The 18,826-nt window shown below is 47.7% G+C and carries 15 protein-coding genes and 1 tRNA gene; 14 read left to right on the top strand and 2 right to left on the bottom strand.

The window, feature by feature from the left end:
* Positions 1-29 precede the first annotated feature (29 nt).
* The 9 genes from ACOSVP_RS11970 (at position 30) to trmA (ending at position 10,400) form a co-directional block, all read left to right on the top strand.
* The gene (locus tag ACOSVP_RS11970) at positions 30-1,061 is read left to right on the top strand and encodes a type I glyceraldehyde-3-phosphate dehydrogenase (RefSeq protein ID WP_487347740.1); all 1,032 of its coding nucleotides are present in this window, start codon (positions 30-32) and stop codon (positions 1,059-1,061) included.
* Positions 1,062-1,090: 29 nt separating this feature from the next.
* Positions 1,091-2,254, top strand: a complete 1,164-nt coding sequence (locus ACOSVP_RS11965) for a phosphoglycerate kinase (RefSeq protein ID WP_487347739.1) — start codon at positions 1,091-1,093, stop codon at positions 2,252-2,254.
* A gap of 256 nt (positions 2,255-2,510) precedes the next feature.
* Positions 2,511-3,578, top strand: coding sequence for a class II fructose-bisphosphate aldolase (gene fba / locus ACOSVP_RS11960; RefSeq protein WP_487347738.1), 1,068 nt, complete (start codon positions 2,511-2,513; stop codon positions 3,576-3,578).
* Between the two features lie 89 nt (positions 3,579-3,667).
* Positions 3,668-3,752: transfer RNA gene (locus tag ACOSVP_RS11955), tRNA-Leu, on the top strand.
* A gap of 112 nt (positions 3,753-3,864) precedes the next feature.
* A complete protein-coding gene (locus tag ACOSVP_RS11950; protein ID WP_487347737.1) occupies positions 3,865-4,992 on the top strand; it encodes a type 1 periplasmic-binding domain-containing protein in 1,128 nt (375 codons plus the stop codon).
* A gap of 80 nt (positions 4,993-5,072) precedes the next feature.
* Positions 5,073-7,541 (top strand): LuxQ periplasmic sensor domain-containing protein, encoded by a 2,469-nt coding sequence (locus tag ACOSVP_RS11945; protein WP_487347736.1) that lies wholly within the window; start codon positions 5,073-5,075, stop codon positions 7,539-7,541.
* A 5-nt stretch (positions 7,542-7,546) separates the two neighbouring features.
* Positions 7,547-8,242 (top strand): 5'-methylthioadenosine/S-adenosylhomocysteine nucleosidase, encoded by a 696-nt coding sequence (gene mtnN / locus ACOSVP_RS11940; protein WP_487347735.1) that lies wholly within the window; start codon positions 7,547-7,549, stop codon positions 8,240-8,242.
* Positions 8,243-8,263: 21 nt separating this feature from the next.
* On the top strand, positions 8,264-9,211 hold the full coding sequence (locus ACOSVP_RS11935) for a hypothetical protein (protein WP_487347734.1): 948 nt from the start codon (positions 8,264-8,266) through the stop codon (positions 9,209-9,211).
* A gap of 94 nt (positions 9,212-9,305) precedes the next feature.
* Positions 9,306-10,400 (top strand): tRNA (uridine(54)-C5)-methyltransferase TrmA, encoded by a 1,095-nt coding sequence (gene trmA, locus ACOSVP_RS11930; protein WP_487347733.1) that lies wholly within the window; start codon positions 9,306-9,308, stop codon positions 10,398-10,400.
* Positions 10,401-10,436: 36 nt separating this feature from the next.
* On the opposite strand, the gene ACOSVP_RS11925 is transcribed toward trmA, so the two are convergent.
* Positions 10,437-10,865, bottom strand: coding sequence for a hypothetical protein (locus ACOSVP_RS11925; protein ID WP_487347732.1), 429 nt, complete (start codon positions 10,863-10,865; stop codon positions 10,437-10,439).
* A gap of 217 nt (positions 10,866-11,082) precedes the next feature.
* Here ACOSVP_RS11925 and serA point away from each other — a divergent pair, with 217 nt between their 5' ends.
* On the top strand, positions 11,083-12,312 hold the full coding sequence (gene serA, locus ACOSVP_RS11920) for a phosphoglycerate dehydrogenase (RefSeq protein ID WP_487347731.1): 1,230 nt from the start codon (positions 11,083-11,085) through the stop codon (positions 12,310-12,312).
* Positions 12,313-12,412: 100 nt separating this feature from the next.
* Here serA and ACOSVP_RS11915 read toward each other — a convergent pair whose 3' ends face one another.
* The gene (locus ACOSVP_RS11915) at positions 12,413-14,389 is read right to left on the bottom strand and encodes a methyl-accepting chemotaxis protein (protein WP_487347730.1); all 1,977 of its coding nucleotides are present in this window, start codon (positions 14,387-14,389) and stop codon (positions 12,413-12,415) included.
* A 319-nt stretch (positions 14,390-14,708) separates the two neighbouring features.
* Between ACOSVP_RS11915 and ACOSVP_RS11910 the strand changes: the two genes are divergently transcribed.
* From ACOSVP_RS11910 to ACOSVP_RS11895, 4 genes are all read left to right on the top strand, one after another.
* The gene (locus tag ACOSVP_RS11910) at positions 14,709-15,821 is read left to right on the top strand and encodes an extracellular solute-binding protein (RefSeq protein WP_487347729.1); all 1,113 of its coding nucleotides are present in this window, start codon (positions 14,709-14,711) and stop codon (positions 15,819-15,821) included.
* An 87-nt stretch (positions 15,822-15,908) separates the two neighbouring features.
* On the top strand, positions 15,909-16,988 hold the full coding sequence (locus ACOSVP_RS11905; RefSeq protein WP_487347728.1) for an ABC transporter ATP-binding protein: 1,080 nt from the start codon (positions 15,909-15,911) through the stop codon (positions 16,986-16,988).
* Positions 16,981-17,868, top strand: a complete 888-nt coding sequence (locus ACOSVP_RS11900; RefSeq protein ID WP_487347727.1) for an ABC transporter permease — start codon at positions 16,981-16,983, stop codon at positions 17,866-17,868. Before ACOSVP_RS11905 ends, ACOSVP_RS11900 begins: the two co-directional genes overlap by 8 nt.
* The gene (locus ACOSVP_RS11895) at positions 17,865-18,662 is read left to right on the top strand and encodes an ABC transporter permease (RefSeq protein WP_487347726.1); all 798 of its coding nucleotides are present in this window, start codon (positions 17,865-17,867) and stop codon (positions 18,660-18,662) included. The genes ACOSVP_RS11900 and ACOSVP_RS11895 overlap by 4 nt, the downstream gene beginning before the upstream one ends.
* Positions 18,663-18,826: the final 164 nt, after the last annotated feature.

The following is an 18,826-nucleotide window of genomic DNA, read 5'->3' as shown; positions in this document are numbered from 1 at the left end:
TTGTTGGATTGATTTGATTTAAGAGAACTATGTTGCGAGTAGCGATTAACGGCTACGGCCGAATTGGCCGATCAGTGCTTCGAGCGATCTATGAAAACGGCTACCAAGACCGTTTGCATGTGGTGGCGATTAATGAATTGTCTGACATCGAGACGATTAGCTATTTGACGCGCTATGACACCACCCATGGCCGTTTCCCTAAGCCAGTATCGATTAAAGGCAATAGCCTGTTGATTGGTGAAGACGAAATTCAGTGCTTCAGTGCGCAGTCACCTGAAGAGCTTGATTGGGCCGCTTTAAACGTGGATATGGTGTTGGAGTGTTCCGGTGTGTTTACCGAACGCGACCAGATTCAGCGCTTTATTGATGCGGGCGCGCCACGAGTGCTGTTGTCGCAACCGGCATCGGCAGATGTGGATGCAACCATCGTTTATGGCTTTAACCATGAAACGGTCGCTGCAGAGCAAACCATTGTTTCGGCGGCATCCTGTACCACTAACTGCGTGATTCCGGTATTGGATACGCTGCAAAGTTTATGTGGTGTGGAGCATGGTGCGACGCAAACGATTCATTCGGCGATGAATGACCAGCCGATCATTGATGCTTACCATACCAAAGATTTGCGTTTAACCCGCTCGGCTATGAGTTCGATTATTCCGGTGAATACCGGACTGGATCGAGGTATTGGCCGTATGATGCCGGAACTGGCGGGCAAGATTAGCTCTAATGCGGTACGCGTACCCACGATTAATGTCTCGTTAATCGATATGGTGGTGCGTACTGAGCAAGAGGTGACTACTGAGCAGGTTAATACTGCACTGCAAGTGGCGGCCTCTTCTAAATACGCTGGCTTATTAGGCTACACTCAGGAAGCTCATGCTTCGGTAGACTTCAATCATGATCCGCGTTCGGTGATTATTGATGGCACCCAAACGCAGGTGGTCGATGGCCGCTTGATCAAACTGTTGTGTTGGTTTGATAACGAATGGGGCTATGCGAACCGAATGTTGGACGTGGCTTGCTATTGGCAACAATTATTGGAAGATAGTGCTGAGCACTAACTGATTTTAAAAACGACGAGGAATCGTGCATGACCGTAATTAAAATGACCGATTTGGACCTTTCGAACAAACGTGTGTTGATTCGTGAAGATCTTAACGTGCCGGTAAAAGATGGCAAAGTGACCAGCGATGCGCGTATTCGTGCGGCGCTACCAACGCTTAAGCTTGCTCTAGAAGCGGGTGCCAAAGTGATTGTGATGTCTCACCTGGGCCGCCCAACAGAAGGTGAGTACGAAGAACAGTACTCAATGCAACCTGTTGCCGATCATCTAGCAGGTCTTCTAGGTCAAGACGTACCACTAGTGAAAGACTGGTTGGACGGTGTTGAGGTAGAAGCGGGTCAACTGGTTTTGGTTGAAAACGTACGTTTCAACAAAGGCGAGAAGAAAGACGACGAAGCCTTGTCTAAGAAAATGGCGGCGTTGTGTGACATCTACGTGATGGATGCCTTCGGTACGGCGCACCGCGCGCAAGCCTCAACGCACGGTGTAGGTAAGTTTGCACCGGTTGCCTGTGCTGGCCCATTGCTGGCGGCTGAGCTTGACGCCCTTGAAAAAGCGCTTGCGAAACCAGCGCGCCCAATGGCAGCGATTGTTGGTGGTTCGAAAGTGTCGACTAAGCTAACAGTGCTTGAGTCCCTATCTGACAAAGTGGATCAGCTGATTGTCGGCGGCGGTATTGCCAATACCTTCCTAGCGGCGGCAGGCTTCCCAGTCGGTAAGTCTTTGTACGAAGCTGATTTGATTCCACAAGCGAAAGCCTTGATGGAAAAAGTAGATATTCCACTACCAGAAGACGTGGTTGTCGCAACTGAGTTCTCTGCCGACGCCGAAGCGACGGTTAAAGATGCGAAAGATGTGGCGGCGGACGATATGATTTTGGATATCGGTCCGAAAGCGGCAGCGAAACTTGCAGGCCTATTGGAAAGCGCGCAAACGATCATTTGGAATGGCCCAGTGGGTGTGTTCGAATTCGATCAGTTTGGTGAAGGCACTAAAGCACTTTCAATGGCGATTGCGAATAGTGAAGGTTTCTCTATTGCTGGTGGCGGTGATACGCTAGCAGCAGTGGATAAATACGATATCGCTGAGCAAGTGTCTTACATTTCAACCGGTGGCGGTGCTTTCCTAGAATTTGTTGAAGGAAAAGTGCTACCAGCTGTTGCTATGTTGGAATCGCGCACGCAAAATTAGTGTAAAGCCTAAGGCTTATACTTGAATAAGACAGGGACTACCCTGCACGATGAGATGTGTCATGAAGACCATCTCATCACTATAATCACTAACACTAGAGAGTGACCGGTCTGTCATTAGACAGAATGACAATATAACGATAGGGCGGACAGGGCGTACCGCTACATGTGACACACATGCGCATGAAAAAAAACATTAATGGGTGCTTTGTTGACGGCAAGGACACCAAACAACTTCATTGTCAGAGGAAACTTTTATGCCTTTAATTAGTATGCGTCAATTGCTGGACCATGCAGCAGAGCATGATTACGGCTTACCTGCGTTCAACGTGAACAACATGGAGCAGGTGAAAGCGATCATGGAAGCCGCAGACGAGGTGAACTCGCCTGTTATCATGCAAGCTTCTGCAGGCGCGCGTAAGTACGCAGGCTCTCACTTCCTTCGCCACCTAATCGCAGCGGCGATCGAAGATTACCCGCACATCCCGGTAGTCATGCACCAGGATCACGGTACGAGCCCAGCAATTTGTCAACGTTCAATCCAGCTTGGCTTCTCATCAGTGATGATGGACGGCTCTTTGATGGCTGACGGTAAAACGCCAGCAAGCTACGATTACAACGTTGATGTGACACGTCGTACAGTAGAGTTCGCACACGCATGTGGCGTCTCTGTAGAAGGTGAATTGGGCTGTCTAGGTTCTCTAGAAACTGGTCAAGCAGGTGAAGAAGATGGCGTGGGCGCAGAAGGCATCCTAGACCACTCACAAATGTTGACTGACCCAGACGAAGCATTTGAATTCGTTGAAGCAACAGGTATCGATGCCCTAGCAGTAGCGATCGGTACTAGCCATGGTGCGTACAAGTTTACTCGTCCACCAACCGGCGATATTCTAGACATCGAGCGTATCAACCGCATTGCGCAAAAATTGCCAAATACGCACATCGTATTGCACGGTTCTTCGTCAGTGCCACAAGACTGGCTAGAAATCATCAACGAATTCGGTGGTGAGATCCCAGAAACTTACGGTGTGCCAGTAGAAGAGATCGTGAAAGCGATCCGTTACGGCGTACGTAAAGTCAACATTGATACGGACCTTCGTCTAGCGGCAACGGGTGCGATCCGTCGCAGCCTAGCAGAGCACAAAGGTAACTTCGATCCACGTAAATACTTAACTGAAAGTATCAAAGCAATGAAGGCGGTTTGTATCGACCGTTACGAAGCGTTTGGTTCTGCAGGTCAAGCATCACGTATCCATACCATGGATCTTGAAGAAATGGCGATCCGTTACGAGCACGGTGAGTACTCGAAAGGCCGTCGTTTCTAATCAACAGAATGCGCGAGCAACTTTTTTAAATTTCTTTTAAAAAAGTGTTGACCTGTAAATTGGTTCACCTATAATGCTCGCCATTCCAAGCGGGAGTGGTGGAATTGGTAGACACGCTGGATTTAGGTTCCAGTGCTTCACGGCGTGAGAGTTCGAGTCTCTCCTTCCGCACCAAATTAAAGAAAGCCGAGTTACTTAGTGACTCGGCTTTTTTTATGCCTTTTTGACACGATTGTGTTTCTTTCAGAGCGGTTCTCGCTAGAATGTCTTTACCACTTAAAGACTTATGCCGATTATGCTCTTGTTTCGCTTGTCCATAGTTACGCTGTTTACCATGGTGCTAATACCGCACTCTTGGGCGTATAACTATGGCCAATCGGCCTTCAGCTTACAGCGCTTCCTAGACGCCAACCCCAACCAGCAACCGCTGATTGAGCAACTTTCGGTGCGTGTGCATTCCCAACCGATTCCCATGTCTGCTTCGCAACCTGATACGCAAAAGATTGCCGTGGTGTTGCGTGGCTCGGCTGATTTGCCCAGCAATCAGGCGTGGGTTGTCGCCTTTAAGCGGCGCATGCAAGAACTCAATATTGATTTTCGCCTAGATGTTTTTCATACCGAACGCGGCGCTGGTATTTATCCAACCCTATATACCTATAAAAAAATCGAAGCTGCGAATTTTGATTACCTGATTGTTGATGGCGTCGATGATTATAATCGTCCGTTGTTGGAGCGCATTTTAAAGCGCGATGAGATTAAGGTGTTGATGCTCAATGCACTGGCACCGTTTGACGCTTGGCGTTTACATCCACCACTCATATACATTGGTATTGATAGCGCGAAAATGATGCATCGCTTAGCCAGTTATCTAGAGCGAGTGTTACCAGAAAAGTCTGTCGTAGATATTATTTCGACTCAGGACGCGTATCTTAATCAGCGCTATTGTCAGATTTTTGTGAATGAGCTGGCCTTTTTAGGCCGCAAGGTGCGCTTTCAATATCAAGTATCAGATCAAGCTGAGAGCGCTTACGATGCAGCTCATGCGGCGCTAGAACAGAGTATGGACACGCTCATAGCGCATTTTATTTTTTCGTGCACGCCGAATATCGCCCAAGGAGTAGCTCAGGCGATTTCTGAGCGAGGCGCTAGCACTGCGACCACTAATGCTTGGTTGGGTCAGCAATTGATAGGTAAAGCCAGTGAGGAAGGTGTGGTCATGGTTACAGTTTTAGAGATGAAGGACAATGTGGCTATAGCAGCAGCTGAATCGATTAAAGGCGATATCGAATCGCGTTTATTACCAAGGGTTTACATGGAGTCTTCGCAAATGCTGACGCCGGAAATGGATGAGCAAACTCGTCAGATTACCTTTCAACAAGCGGTTCCTTATTCTTTGTCCCTATGGCCACGTTAAGTCTACGTACGCGTTTTAAACGTAACGCAATAGCCCCCTTCATTGTACTCACTGTCTTTCTCTGTGCAGTCATATGGGTGATGGATTTTTTTACCCAGCGTGATTATGCGGCGGCGGCCTTGCAACATCGTGTACAGGCCTTACGCATGAGCTTTTCTGCCTATCTAGATCGCGCCAATTTCGAGGTGAAATACCTCGCTGAGCAGGTCAGCGATGGCGAAAGTCTGGACGCCTTATTTCAGTTGCATGATGTGTTGTTCTTTGGCGGTTTAGATTTCTTCTACATTGAAAAAGAAACGGGTCAGGTCATGGAGGATCCTAGGGTGCGTTTGTATACGCAAGATGCCTTTGTCAATTTGATTAGTGGCGCACCAATTGAGGCTTGGCATCATATTACCTCGACTGATCAAGGTGAGCTGCTGATCTATAAAAAGCCATTAGAGAACAATCCAGACGGCAAGGGCAGTGGCTTTTTCTACGGCTTTATTTCACTTAACAATAATCTGGCTTTGGCCAGCGATTTAATTACCAGCGCAGGGGCAGATTATCTGCGTATAAATGATGTGTTAGGCAAGGCTTTATTAGTCGAAAAGCTAAGCAGCTTTAACGAAGAGATGGATTACATTCGTCACGAAACGATTATTTCGCTCCCCAATGTAGGAGAAAAATTCTCTGTTGAGGTGCGTTACGCTCGACCCTTGTTAGAGTCTTTTAGTCGCTGGGTATTGGTGGGTTGCTTGACCGTGATTGTGGTCATGACGATCTTGTTCTGGTTAGTGATGCTGTATGCCCAACGTATTATGTTTGTGCCGATTGCTGGGTTGCCCGCATTAGGTCGTTTAGAAACGCTTAATTTCCAAGAATTTGAGCCCTTGATGGCACAGATGAACCATTTTCAAGTGCAGCTGAAAGTGCGTGACCAGCATTTGGAGCTACTGCTGAATTCATTACAGTCAGCGATTTTGTTTTGTGATGAATCGGCGCGAGTGACTTCACTTAATGATGAGGCTAAAGCGGTCTTTCCAAACTTTGAGCGTGCCAAAACCGTGTTTGATATGACGCCTATCGGCTGTCACCAATCGATTCAGAGAGCGCTGAAAGGGGAATATGGTGGTGGCTTTGAGCTGGCGCTATCGGAGCAAAATAAGGTCTATGAATTCCAGACGCATACCTTTGTCAATGAGTATGGATTTCGCAGCGTGATGCTGGTTGGTAAAGATGTCAGTGAAGTGCGCCGTTTGCGTTGGAACCTCACTCAGCGCTTTCCACAACATGTTTTGGATCGTCCACAGCCGCCGTACTCTTTGCTGATAGAAGAGTTGGCCTGTCAGTCATCTTGGCTAGTGCAGGCACCGCAGGCGGCCAGTCAGTGGTTGGTTGCGATTAATCAGCTGCTGGATGTCATTGCTAAAGCCGATGAGTCGGAAGCGACCTTAATGTCCTTAGGTCAAATGGTCTGTGAGCAGCAAGATGCCTTAGAGAAGCGCTTGTTGCTGGATAGCAAGCGTTGCCAATTTAAGATTGAACTGTCGCTAGCGGATGCTGAGAAGCAGTATTGCTGGACCTCTGATCACAGAGCGTTGATTTCGATCGCTCTAATGCACTGCTACCACAGCACCATTTCTGGCCGTTACATCGATATTGGCTGGGATAAACATGGATTGGTCATTAAGGTTTACGGTGCTGAGGATACGACGCCGGCACTGGATTGGTTACGTAAAGAGTCCCCTAAGATGATTAAGGGCCGCTTTGAGCAAGCGCCGAGTGGTCGGATTCAATTCACGGCTGCTTTGACGCCTGATCCTGCGCTGGAAACTTTATCCATGCTAGATAAGCGGGTCGCCTTTATTAAAAATGACTACGCTGAAAGCGGGCGAGTGGTGGATGCGTTGGCCGCGGCAAGCCTAAAAATGGATGTGTTTTCCTCTTTTTCCGAGTTTTTTGGCACCAGCATGTCCTATCGACATCGCTATGATGCCATGCTGGTTGCGTTAGGTGATGTCGGGCTAGCATCGGAAAATGTGAAGAAACTTCAAGCATCCAGTGGTCGAGATGCGTTGCCAATTATCTATATCACAACCGAACAACCGTCATTGTGGGCTGATCCACATACGTTGCTATTGCATCAGTTGATGCCTTATCGCTTGGCGCAGCAAATGGATTCTCTAAAAGATTTAGCACCGATTAGTCTGGGGGATTGGGCGACCCATGAGACGAATTTTATTATTGTCGGCGGTAGCGATATTAGCCAAGTGATTTGGCAAGCAGAGCTTAGCGCAAGTGACTTTATTGCGCGCCGCGAGCAAGATGTGGCTAACTTGGTGTCGGTGTTGCGTCATACGAATCCAGTGATCATATTGGTGTTGGATAAAGATACGGCACAAAAAGCGCTTAAACTTCATTTAGTTAAGCTGGTGAATACGAAATGGTTTGTGCTTGAGGATTTTCTAGAGCGACCTGATACAATGCCATTTATAGATATTGGTGGTCAGTTGCCAAATGACGGCGCAATTGACATGCTACGACAAACATTGAAACGAAAAGGTTAGCTACTATGAGTGTGATTGGATTGATCGGAGCCATGGACGAAGAAGTCGCGGTGATCAAAGAATGGATGACGGACGTTCAGGCAACGGAAGTAGCTGGCTGTGAGTTCTTCCAAGGTCAATTGGATGGCAAAGACGTGGTGTTGCTAAAATCAGGCATTGGTAAAGTCAACGCAGCGGTATCAACGACTCTGCTGCTGGCCAATTTTAAGCCTGCTGCAGTGATTAATATTGGTTCTGCAGGTGGCTTTGATCCTGAATTAGAAGTAGGTGATGTGATCATTTCTGATGCCGTAGTGCATCATGATGTTGATGTTACGGCATTCGGCTATGCTATTGGTCAGTTGCCCAGCATGCCAGAAACGTTCCAAGCGGATGCGTCACTGATTGCACTGGCAGAAAAAGCCGTGGCGAATGTCGGTCAAGTAAAGGCTAAAGTCGGCTTAATCGGCACCGGTGATGTGTTTATGTGCCAGGCTGAACGAGTGGCAGCGGTACGCGCTTCGTTCCCAACGCTCAAGGCGGTGGAGATGGAAGCGGCCGCTGTGGCGCAAGTGTGCCATAAGTTTGCCGTGCCATTTGTCGTGGTGCGTTCATTGTCGGATGTGGCTGATAAAGAATCGCCAGCAAGCTTTGAAGAGTATCTAACCGTTGCCGCACAGAACTCTTCTTTAATGATTCGTGCGATGCTAAAAGAAATATAACAAGAAGATTTGGAGGTGGGTGTGTCGAGATTGCGAACAGGGTTGTATTGCTTAGCTATGCTGGCGCCTATTGCTCAGGCTGAGTCTATCTCGCCCACCTCCGAAACCTCCAATAAAGCATGGTGGTTGTCGACCCATGAGAATATGTCTAATACGGTTGGTGAATGGTCTAATGGCCTGGATACCTTTTTCTCTGGGCAACGTCATGATTCGGTGTCTAAAAGTGTTGTGAGCATGAAGTTTGGTTCCATTATTGAAGGAAATGATGGGGTATCCGGTTTCTTCAATTTAGACGCACGTCTACATCTGCCAAACACTGAAAACCGTCTTGATTTGATTATCGAATCCGATGCTGATCAGCTGACTCAAGATAACCGTTTGTATGACAACGATCCTGGGCAGAATATTCTCCAGTCTGCACAAAATACCCGCTTTGCCACCATGCTGCGCTTCTTCAAAGAAGAGTGGGGTGCGAATATTGATATGGGTTTATTGGTTGAAATGCCAGTCGATCCATTTGTACGAGTTACCTTTAACCAGAATATGGCACTGGGCGAGTGGGGCATTAGCCAAGAAGAGTCTTTGTTTAGTTATTACACCTTAGGCTATGGCGCTCGTTATGGCGTGAAGGCGCTACGTCAATTCTCGCCTGACTACCAGTTCGGAGCTGACTTTGGTGTCACCTACTTAGAAGTCGAAGACGATACTTTCTGGCGTGAGAACATCTTCTTGAACCAGCGCTTGTCTGATAAAAGCAAAATGCGCTATCAATTTAGTTACTTGCAAGAGGGCAGTGTGCCCCATGCCGAGAGCTTTCTGTACTTTGTTGAATATCAGCGCTTGTTGCATGACAACTGGTTAATCGGTCAGCTCAAACCGCAGATGACTTATGAGCGAGAAAACGAGTATAAATCTGAATTCTCTTTAACCGCATCATTAGAAGTACTACTGGGCCCTGGCTTTTTATAAAGCCAGTTTCCTCCTACGCATCGTTCGCAAAGTAGTCAGACTCTTTGTATAATGCCGCGCCCAACACCTATGAACAGCTTTAGCGGATAACTGCATGAGACCCGACCAGATTCAACCTGAACAATATTCTGCCCAATTAGAGTCTAAGAAAGAGACCTTGAACGCTTTGATGGCTGGCCTTGAACTGCCAGAAATGGAAGTGTTTGAGAGTGCTCCAAGTCACTACCGTATGCGTGCAGAGTTCCGAATTTGGCATGAAAGGGAGGATCTTTACTATGCAATGTTTGATTCTGCAGACCCTCGTACACCGATTCGTGTCGACCAATTTCTAGCCGCGTCGACGCTGATTAACGAATTGATGCCGAAATTGTTGGCGGCGATCAAAGATATTCCGGTGTTGCGACATAAATTATTCCAAGTGGACTTCTTGACCACGACCACCGGTGAAGCCTTGATCAGTATGCTTTACCACAAGCCAATTGATGATGCTTGGCATGCCGCTGCTGTGGAGTTGAATGAGCTGTTTCCTGCTTGTCACTTTATTGGTCGTAGCCGCAAGCGCAAACAAATCCTGACTCGTGATTTCGTCATGGAAACACTGACGGTGAATGGTCGTAAGTACCATTACCAGCAGGTAGAAAACAGCTTTACTCAGCCAAATGCAGGCATCAGTGAAAAGATGTTGGAATGGGCGCTGGATGTGACACAAGGTTGTTCTGGTGATTTGTTGGAAATGTACTGTGGTAACGGTAATTTTTCGATTCCTTTAGCGCGCCGCTTCGATCGCGTGATCGGCACAGAGATTGCCAAAGTATCGGTAAACTCCGCCAGCTTAAACATTGCTATGAATGGTATGAGCAACGTACAGGTGGTGAAGATGGCCAGTGAAGATGTCTCAGCCGCGCTAAATGGCGAGGGTGAGCTACCTAAGGCGTTGGTACAAGCAGGGATGGATACACTTAATCCTTCCGCAGTGTTAGTGGATCCACCACGCGCAGGCTTGGACGATGGCACGGTTGAACTAGTGCGCAAGATTGATCAGATTTTGTATATCTCATGCAATCCGGAAACGCTGAAAAATAACTTGGAAGCTTTGTCGAGCACTCATAAAGTTACTCGCTTTGCGATGTTTGACCAATTCCCGTATACACACCACGTTGAAGCGGGTGTCTTTCTAGAGCGACGCTAAGTCGTTCTAGAATCCGTTTATCTAAAAGTGCTGGGATTAAGCCGAGAAATTGATGGTTTGTCCCAGTGCTGAATCTGGGCTGATGTTGTACTGTGATGCGACGCTACCACTTTGAGTGGAATTCGATGGTGTGGCATTCAAGGTGTTGCCAGAGCTGCCATTCACTTCCGCTGCGACGCTTGAGTTATTAGATGTCGCACTAGCGCCAAACTGTGATGCCGTAGTTGTATCGGCAGCCGTGTCTGTCGCGTTACTTTGAGCCACAGTTGTCGTTGCAATATTATCTTGGGCAAGCTGTTGAGCTTCCGGAGAAATGGTGACTGACACATCAACAGAAGGCGGCGCAACACTTGCGCTGGACTGTGTGCTTCCATTCACGGTTGAGGGTGCAACCGCAGGCACAGTAGGCTGGCTGTCAAACTGACTTTGGCTTACTACGCTGTTGTTAATACCTTCAATGGCCATGTTTCACCTCATTGATCATCTTTTAAACACCTCCATTCTAGTGCTGAAGCCATCGGCTTGCCAGTGCAAATACGCAGTTAAAATGTAAATTGTTCGTTAACTGAGAATTCGTCCTCTTAAGATGAAGCACATTCCAGTAGGTTTCGCTTTGCGGTTTTTGGTTGTGTGTTAACATGGATCTGTACAACCCCCAAACCATAGAGATACTAAGAAAATCATGAGCAACACTTCTTTAGAAAAAGCAAAAATCAAAATTTTGTTACTAGAAGGCGTGCATCAATCTGCTATTGAGGCGTTGAATGCCGCTGGTTACGAAAACATCGAATTTCATAAAACCGCTTTAGCGGAAGACGAGCTGATCGAAAAGATTGCGGATGCGCACTTTATTGGTATTCGTTCCCGTACACAGCTGACAGCAAAAGTGTTAGAGCACGCGAACAAACTGGTCGCGATTGGCTGTTTCTGTATCGGTACTAACCAAGTGGATCTTGAGGCGGCATCGAACAAGGGTATCGTTGTCTTCAACGCACCGTTCTCGAATACTCGAAGTGTGGCTGAGCTAGTATTAGGCGAAATGATTCTACTGTTGCGTGGCATTCCAGAGAAAAATGCTGTCTGTCACCGTGGTGGTTGGATGAAGTCTGCGGTGGGTTCCTTTGAAACTCGTGGTAAGCGTCTAGGTATCGTTGGTTACGGTAGCATCGGTACTCAGTTGAGCGTACTCGCAGAATCACTGGGTATGGACGTGTGTTTCTATGACATCATTACCAAACTGCCGTTAGGTAATGCGCGCCAAGTGAAATCTCTAGAAGAGCTACTGTCGACCTGTGATGTGATTACCTTGCATGTGCCAGAAACCGCGAGCACTAAGATGATGATTAGTGCCGAAGAGATTGCTCAGATTAAGAAGGGCGCAATCTTCCTAAACGCTTCGCGCGGTACTGTGGTGGATCTAGAAGCACTAGCGGAATCGATCAAAGCGGGCAACATCGCGGGTGCCGCGATCGACGTATTCCCAGTGGAGCCTAAAGGTAACGCAGAAGAGTTCGTATCACCACTTCGCGGTCTGGACAATGTGATCCTGACACCACATGTCGGTGGTTCGACCATGGAAGCTCAGGAAAACATCGGTGTTGAAGTCGCTGTGAAACTGATCCAATACTCTGATATCGGTACTACGACGGCCGCAGTGAACTTCCCTGAAGTGGCATTGCCAGCACAAGCGGATAAGCACCGTATCCTGCATATCCACGAAAACCGTCCAGGTGTGTTGTCTAAGATCAACGGCATCTTCTCAGACAACAACATTAACATCTCCGGTCAGTTTCTTCGTACCACGGAAAAGATTGGTTACATGGTGATGGAAGTGGACGCTGAGATGGGCGAGCTAGCCCTAGAAAAAGTTAAAGAAGTGGACGGTACTATTAAGGCGCGTGTGTTGTTCTAAACACGCCTAGTACCCGACATGAAAAAAGCCAGTGTGACCCCCATCGCACTGGCTTTTTTGTGTCTGCTCAATTGAGTGCCTTGCATCCGCGTAAGAATGATTAGTTGGCGCGGATACCTAGCGTTGTCGTGATGTCATCAATCTTCTGGCGCACGTTCTTGGTCATTTGCGCGAGGAAACGCTCTGATTCATCTGCCTGTGAGCGGACTTTTTCTACCGTCTCGGTTAATAGACTGACGCTACGCTTTTGGTCTTCCGCGTAACCAGAGGCTTTACGCGACAACACGGTTGATTGGTGTGACTTTTCTTGTACTTCCTGTGCCGATTGGCCCAGTTCCAGCGTCAGCGTACGTTGCTCAGCAGAGGCTGATTCGATCAGTTCTAGGTTCTTGCGCAAGTTTGATGTTGAGCGGGTCAGTGAGTCAAAAATAGAAGTAATTTCTTCCAATGACTGTTGAGTACGGCCTGATAGTGAGCGTACTTCATCTGCTACCACTGCAAAGCCACGACCAGTTTCACCTGCTCGAGCCGCTTCGATGGCAGCGTTAAGAGCCAGTAAGTTGGTTTGTTCCGCAATATCACGAATACCACCGACAATGGAGTTGGCGTTCGATACGGAGCTTTCTAGGCTACCTAAGGCATCTTTACTGTTCTGCAGACGTTCAACCGTGGTTTGGTTAGCGTGCTCAAGTGTCGATACTTGCTTAGAACTTAGCGCCATGGCTTCACTGGTGTCATGAGCGTAGCTTTCTACTTCTTTCGCACGTACTTCGGCTTTATTCGCTAAGGTATCCACATGCGCGGCCTGTTCAACGGTTTGCTCAAGTGCTTCTTTAGAGGCCACACTTAAGTCGTGTACCTGACCAAAGGCATTCAGCATTTCATTTAACGAGCTTGAAATATTCTTAAGCTCGGTATCGCGTTGCGTACGCTGAACCGCAATTTGTTCCAAATAACGGTTTAGGTAACGCGCTACATCGGTCAGCTCGTTCTTGTTGTTTTTCACGGACAACTGATGAATGTTGTCACTCTCAACAAGAGCTTTGACCGCGTCATACAGATCACGTGCGCTATTGACCACAATACGGCTTTGAAATAGGTGGGTGGTGATGGTCGTCAGTACCATGATCAAGACAAAGATACCGAAGGCAATCAGGGCGTTGCGCTCTGATGCGGCGGTGGCTGCATGGATCGTCTTAGTGCCTTCGTTCAGCTCCTGGCTTAATTGCTGGATGAGCTTACGCACACCTGCTTTTGCCGTCGCGGCTTGTGTTAATACAGAAAGGCTGTTGTCCACGTCTTTCATGTAACGGTTGGCCCAAGTGTGCAATTCGTTTTTGGTTTCTTCAAAGGTGTCGGTCGCCGCGGTACTGCTTTCTTCGCTGCCGCCCCAGCCCATTAAGGCTGAAAGGTCGTCACCGCCGCCACTTTCAGAGCTGCTTGCATCTTGCCAAGCGGGCAGTGCAATAAAACCTTCTACTTGCGCGATGAGATTCTGGTTTGCGTTTTGCAGTAGGTCTCGGTTAGCTGATGTTTGGCTGTTTAGAAAATCATTGGACGCTTGCTGCAAGGTTGCCAACGCCGCGTACATATTGCCTTGTGCTTTTAAGTAATCGACCGATAGCTCAGCGTCCGTATTGGTCGCAGAATTTAACGTTTGGTTTAGATAATCCAATGACAACAGCATTTGTCGAGCATTGTTCTCCACCAACGCATAGGGGTTGCCTGATAGCTTGCCCGCCGCACGTACGTCCGATTGTAGATTGGCTAGGACAGCGTCTAAACGTTGATTTAAAGAGGTTTGTAAGGCAACTGGTAGCGTCTCAAGCATTGGCTTGATCTGTTCAGTGATAAAGGTTTCCGCATCTTGCAGTTGCGATGCTTCACCAGAAGAAAGGTAGCCTTCAATGCGTTGCTCAAGCTGAATAGCTGACGCCTGCCATACTTGGTTGAAGGAATCGCTTTGCTCAAACGCTGCACGGTATTGCTGGGTACTCCATAGTAGCAATGCTGCAAGGGCTGCTGCGATCACTAAATAACTAAAGGTTGTCGCGCGAGTAACATGGGAGATTTTCAAGGTCCGCTCACTTCCATTGGCTAGAGTGGGTGTTAGATGCGGCTTACTTTATTATGGAAATATGACAGATTTGTTTCTGTGTGATCAGATGTTGTGATTTGTAATCAAAATGACGTTGAAATGTAACCAACTGTCGTTCGCGCTCAGAAATAGCTGAGGCTTAAAAATTGACCAAATGTTTCAGTTTATGTTGACTGTACATTTTTTCGTCACTAAATTGTCATATTCGTCGCTTAATAATTAAACACAGATTTAATAAAAGTGTGCGGCATTCGCTCTTTTAGAAAGTGCGAATATCACAATGATATAAGGAGCCATCATGTCAATTTCACGTCGTCAGTTTCTAAAGGGGGCATCCGTCGCGGGTGCCGTTGCCGCGACCCCATTCTCAATCAGTCAAGCGATTGCGGCCAACAAAGAGCTTAAAATCTACGCTTGGGCGGGTTATATCACCGATGAAATGCTTACGGATTTCAAAGCGAAGACCGGCATCAACGCCACCTTTACGCCTTACGGCACCAACGATGAGTTGATGAACTCTCTGCGTGCCACCGATGGCACGGGCTTTGACATTATCATGCCAACGGTCGACCGTGTGCCTGGCTATGTGGATTTCGACTTGGTTCAGCCACTGGATACCACTCGAATCAAATGGGATGGCTGTTTAGACAGTGCTATGTCCGGTTCGGAAGTTGGTGGCGTGGTCAATGGTAAGCGTTACTTCGCTCCTTCGGACTGGGGTACAGAGGCGATTTCTTATAACAAGGAACAAGCAAGCGTTGATCCTAAGAATTTGAGCTATGGTGACCTTTGGAAGCCAGAGCATGACGGTGCTGTGACTGTGCGTGGCCACTCTGCACTGGTGGGCTTGGGGCTATGGCTAGAAAAGATGGGTAAATTACCGTTCCCATTGTTGGACTCGTACAAAAACGAAAAAGCCATGCGTGCCAACTTTGATGTGATCCTAAAAGAAGCGATTCAGCACAAGGGCATGATTGCACAGTTCTGGTCAACCGAAAACGAAGCGCAAGGTGCCTTCCGTACTAACGGCGCGGTCATCGGTCAAACATGGGACAGCACAGCCTTTAAACTGGCGGAAGAAGGCGAGCCAATTGCTTACGGCGCACCAAAAGAAGGTGCCTTGGCGTGGATGGAAGGCTTTGTGATTCCGAAGAACGCTAACAACGTTGATGCGGTGTACGAGTTTATCAACTGGTACTACACACCTGAAGCGGGTGCCATGTTCGTAAAAGCTACTGGTTATAACTCGACGGCGAAAGGCGCTGCGGACTTGCTGCCGCAAGCCACCAAAGATTTCTTCAATAACTCTTACTCGCAAGAGGACTTGGCCAACCTATGGTGGTGGCCAATCCAAGAGCCTTGGTATGTGGCGCTGCGTAACGAGTATCAAGATCGTTACTTATCAGCGTAATACTCGATTGGGTCTTTAAAAAGCCTGCTGGTTCGCCAGCGGGCTTTTTGTCTTTCAAAATGATAACGAGAAAATGCGAGAGGGCTTATGGACAGCAGTGTTCATTTAGACAATGTCGTCATGCGCTTCGGAGACTTTACTGCAGTGCAGCAAATGGATCTTCACATCAAATCAGGGGAGTTCTTTAGTTTCTTAGGGCCATCGGGCTGTGGCAAAACCACCATTCTAAATATGGTCAGTGGCTTTTTGGATCCAAGCGCAGGCGCAGTGCGCATCGGCGGTCATGACATGAAAGGCGTGCCAGCGAATAAACGCCCAACCTCGATGATTTTTCAAAATCTCGCCTTGTTTCCTTTGATGAGTGTGGCAGAGAACATTGAATTTGGCTTGGAGGTGCGTGGTGTCTCCAAAGCAGAGCGTAAGAAAACGTCGGACCGACTGCTTGAGCTGGTGGCGCTTGAGGGAAGTGGCAATAAAAAGGTTTCTGAGCTTTCCGGTGGTCAAAAACAACGTATCGCCATCGCTCGCGCGCTAGCGGTTGAGCCGCAGGTGTTGTTACTCGATGAACCGCTATCCGCTTTGGATCTAAAACTGCGCCAACATATGCGTACTGAGTTGAAAGAGATTCAGCGCAAAACCGGCATTACCTTTATCTACATCACTCATGATCAAGGCGAAGCACTGACCATGTCTGATCGCGTGGCGGTGATGTCAGCGGGTAAGTTGCAGCAAGTCGCCGATCCTATTGCCTTATACCAAAATCCGCAAACGCCGTTCGTGGCGTCCTTCGTTGGCGAAAACAATATCATCTCAGGTAAAGTGATTGAATGTCGTGCTGGCGAAGCCGTTATTGATGCGGGTCCATTAGGTAAATTGGCAGGGCGAGTGTTAAGTCCCATTGAAGTGGGTCAACAAGCAACCTTATTTGTCCGTCCAGAATCTCTTCAGCTTGGGTCGGGAGCCGATTTTGAGTTGGCGACGACTTTGTTGGAAGTGAACTTTGAAGGCTCTTATCTCACCCTAAGTAGTCAAGCGGGCGAAACGCCGTTGAATATTCAATTACGTGCCAATCAGTATCAAGAGGATATGGTGGCGGGGCGTAACCAAGTGCTGTCTTTTCGCGCCCAAGATGCCATTGTGATGGCGGGGGAGGCGGGCGATGTTTAACCAGCTGAAAGCTCGCTTTGGTGGACCTTTATCGGTTGGCATCGTGGCGCTTATTGCTGTGTGGCTAATTGGTATGGTGATCCTGCCACAAATCTTGATGGTGGATTACTCGTTTAAGCCGAATTTATTGCCGAGTGAAATTGGTGGCCCGAAAGATCAGTACACGTTAGATAATTATTCAACCTTGTTTGGGAATACGATCCATTTATCGATCTTCTTTAAAACGATTTGGTCGAGTGTATTGGTGACAGTGCTGACGTTGTTGGTTAGTTACCCGCTAGCTTTCTACTTAGCCAAGGTGGCTACACCGAAGCAATCGGCGCTATGTCTGCTGTTGCTGATTATTCCGTTTTGGATTAATGAGATTCTACGTACTTTCTCTTGGTACATCATTTTGGCTTACAAGGGGCCATTGAATGCGCTGTTGCTAGGGCTTGGCTTAATTGACCGACCTGTGCGGTTTTTATCCGGCGATGGTGGTGTGCTAATAGGCATGGTGTATGCCTATATTCTATTTATGATCTTTCCCATCTATAACGCCATTGAAAGTCTCGATAGCAATCAAATCAAAGCAGCGCGCAATTTGGGAGCGGGTTGGATACGTACCCATTATCGCGTGATTGTGCCACATGCTAAGCCGGGCATTGCAACAGGGTGCATCATGACCTTTATGCTTGCGGCCGGAAGTTATGCCGTTCCGGCATTGCTAGGCTCACCGGGCAGTCGCTGGTTTACGCAAATTATCTACAACTGGTTCTTTGAAGGAGGCGATTGGAACCAAGGGGCGGCTTACGCATTCCTTTTGTTGATGATTTGTATTGGCTTTATCGGTTTGGTGATGAAGGTATTTAAAGTGGGCTTGGGGGACATTGCACGATGAAGTCTGAGACGATTTTTAAATATGGCGTGCGACTCTATATTGGCGTGTTCTTTCTATACTTATTCACACCTTTGATTGTGATGGGATTAGCAACTTTTAATGATAGTCGCTTCCCGACGATTTCCCCTTGGCGTGGAGTAACCTTGAAGTGGTTTGATGCGCTAGCCCAAGATGGCGCTATGTGGGAGGCCCTAGGGAACAGCTTTATTGTGGCGATGGGAGTATTGATTGTTGCTGTGCCTATTGGTGTCTGTTGCGCTTTGTTTCTGTCTACCTACCAAGGGCGAGGTAAAACCTTTGCCTATTCGCTGATGATGTCCCCCTTGTTGACCCCTGGCGTCATTGTGGGGATTTCTGCTTTGATTTTCTGGCGCGGCTTAGATGTGAATGGTGGAATCCTGCTGACGGTAATCGCTCAAACCACTTTTATTACTGCTTATGTCATGCTCATGGTGTTGGCGCGGTTACAAAGATTTGATCGCACGTTGGAAAATGCAGCGCTTAGCTTGGGTGCCAATCAATGGCAAACCTTTAGACGGATTCTTCTGCCGTATCTTAAACCTGCGATTTACTCCGCGGCGGCGATTGCCTTCTTACAATCGTTTGAGAATTACAACACCACGCTGTTTGTAAAAGGTTACGACACTACTTTAACGGTTTACATCGCTTCTAAAGTTCGTACGGGACTGACACCTGCAGTGAATGCGCTGGGGTTAGTGTTGATCGCACTGACAATTGTTTTGGCATTGGTATACGAAATCAGGCGTCGCCAAGAGCAAAAGCAAATTTCTTGATCTCCCCGAATACGACATCAATTGTAAAGGTGGATAAAAAATATCCATCTTTGCTTGCCTTTGATCAAAAATGAGTCTAAAACTACATACCCTTTCGGTGAACATGACGTTTGAATGACTTTTTTATTAAATTATTCAAAAAGTGCTTGCGCTGAAAATTCTGA

The sequence above is a fragment of the Marinomonas sp. HM11-D genome, from assembly GCF_057626615.1.
This window is presented reverse-complemented; position numbering and strand designations above follow the sequence as displayed.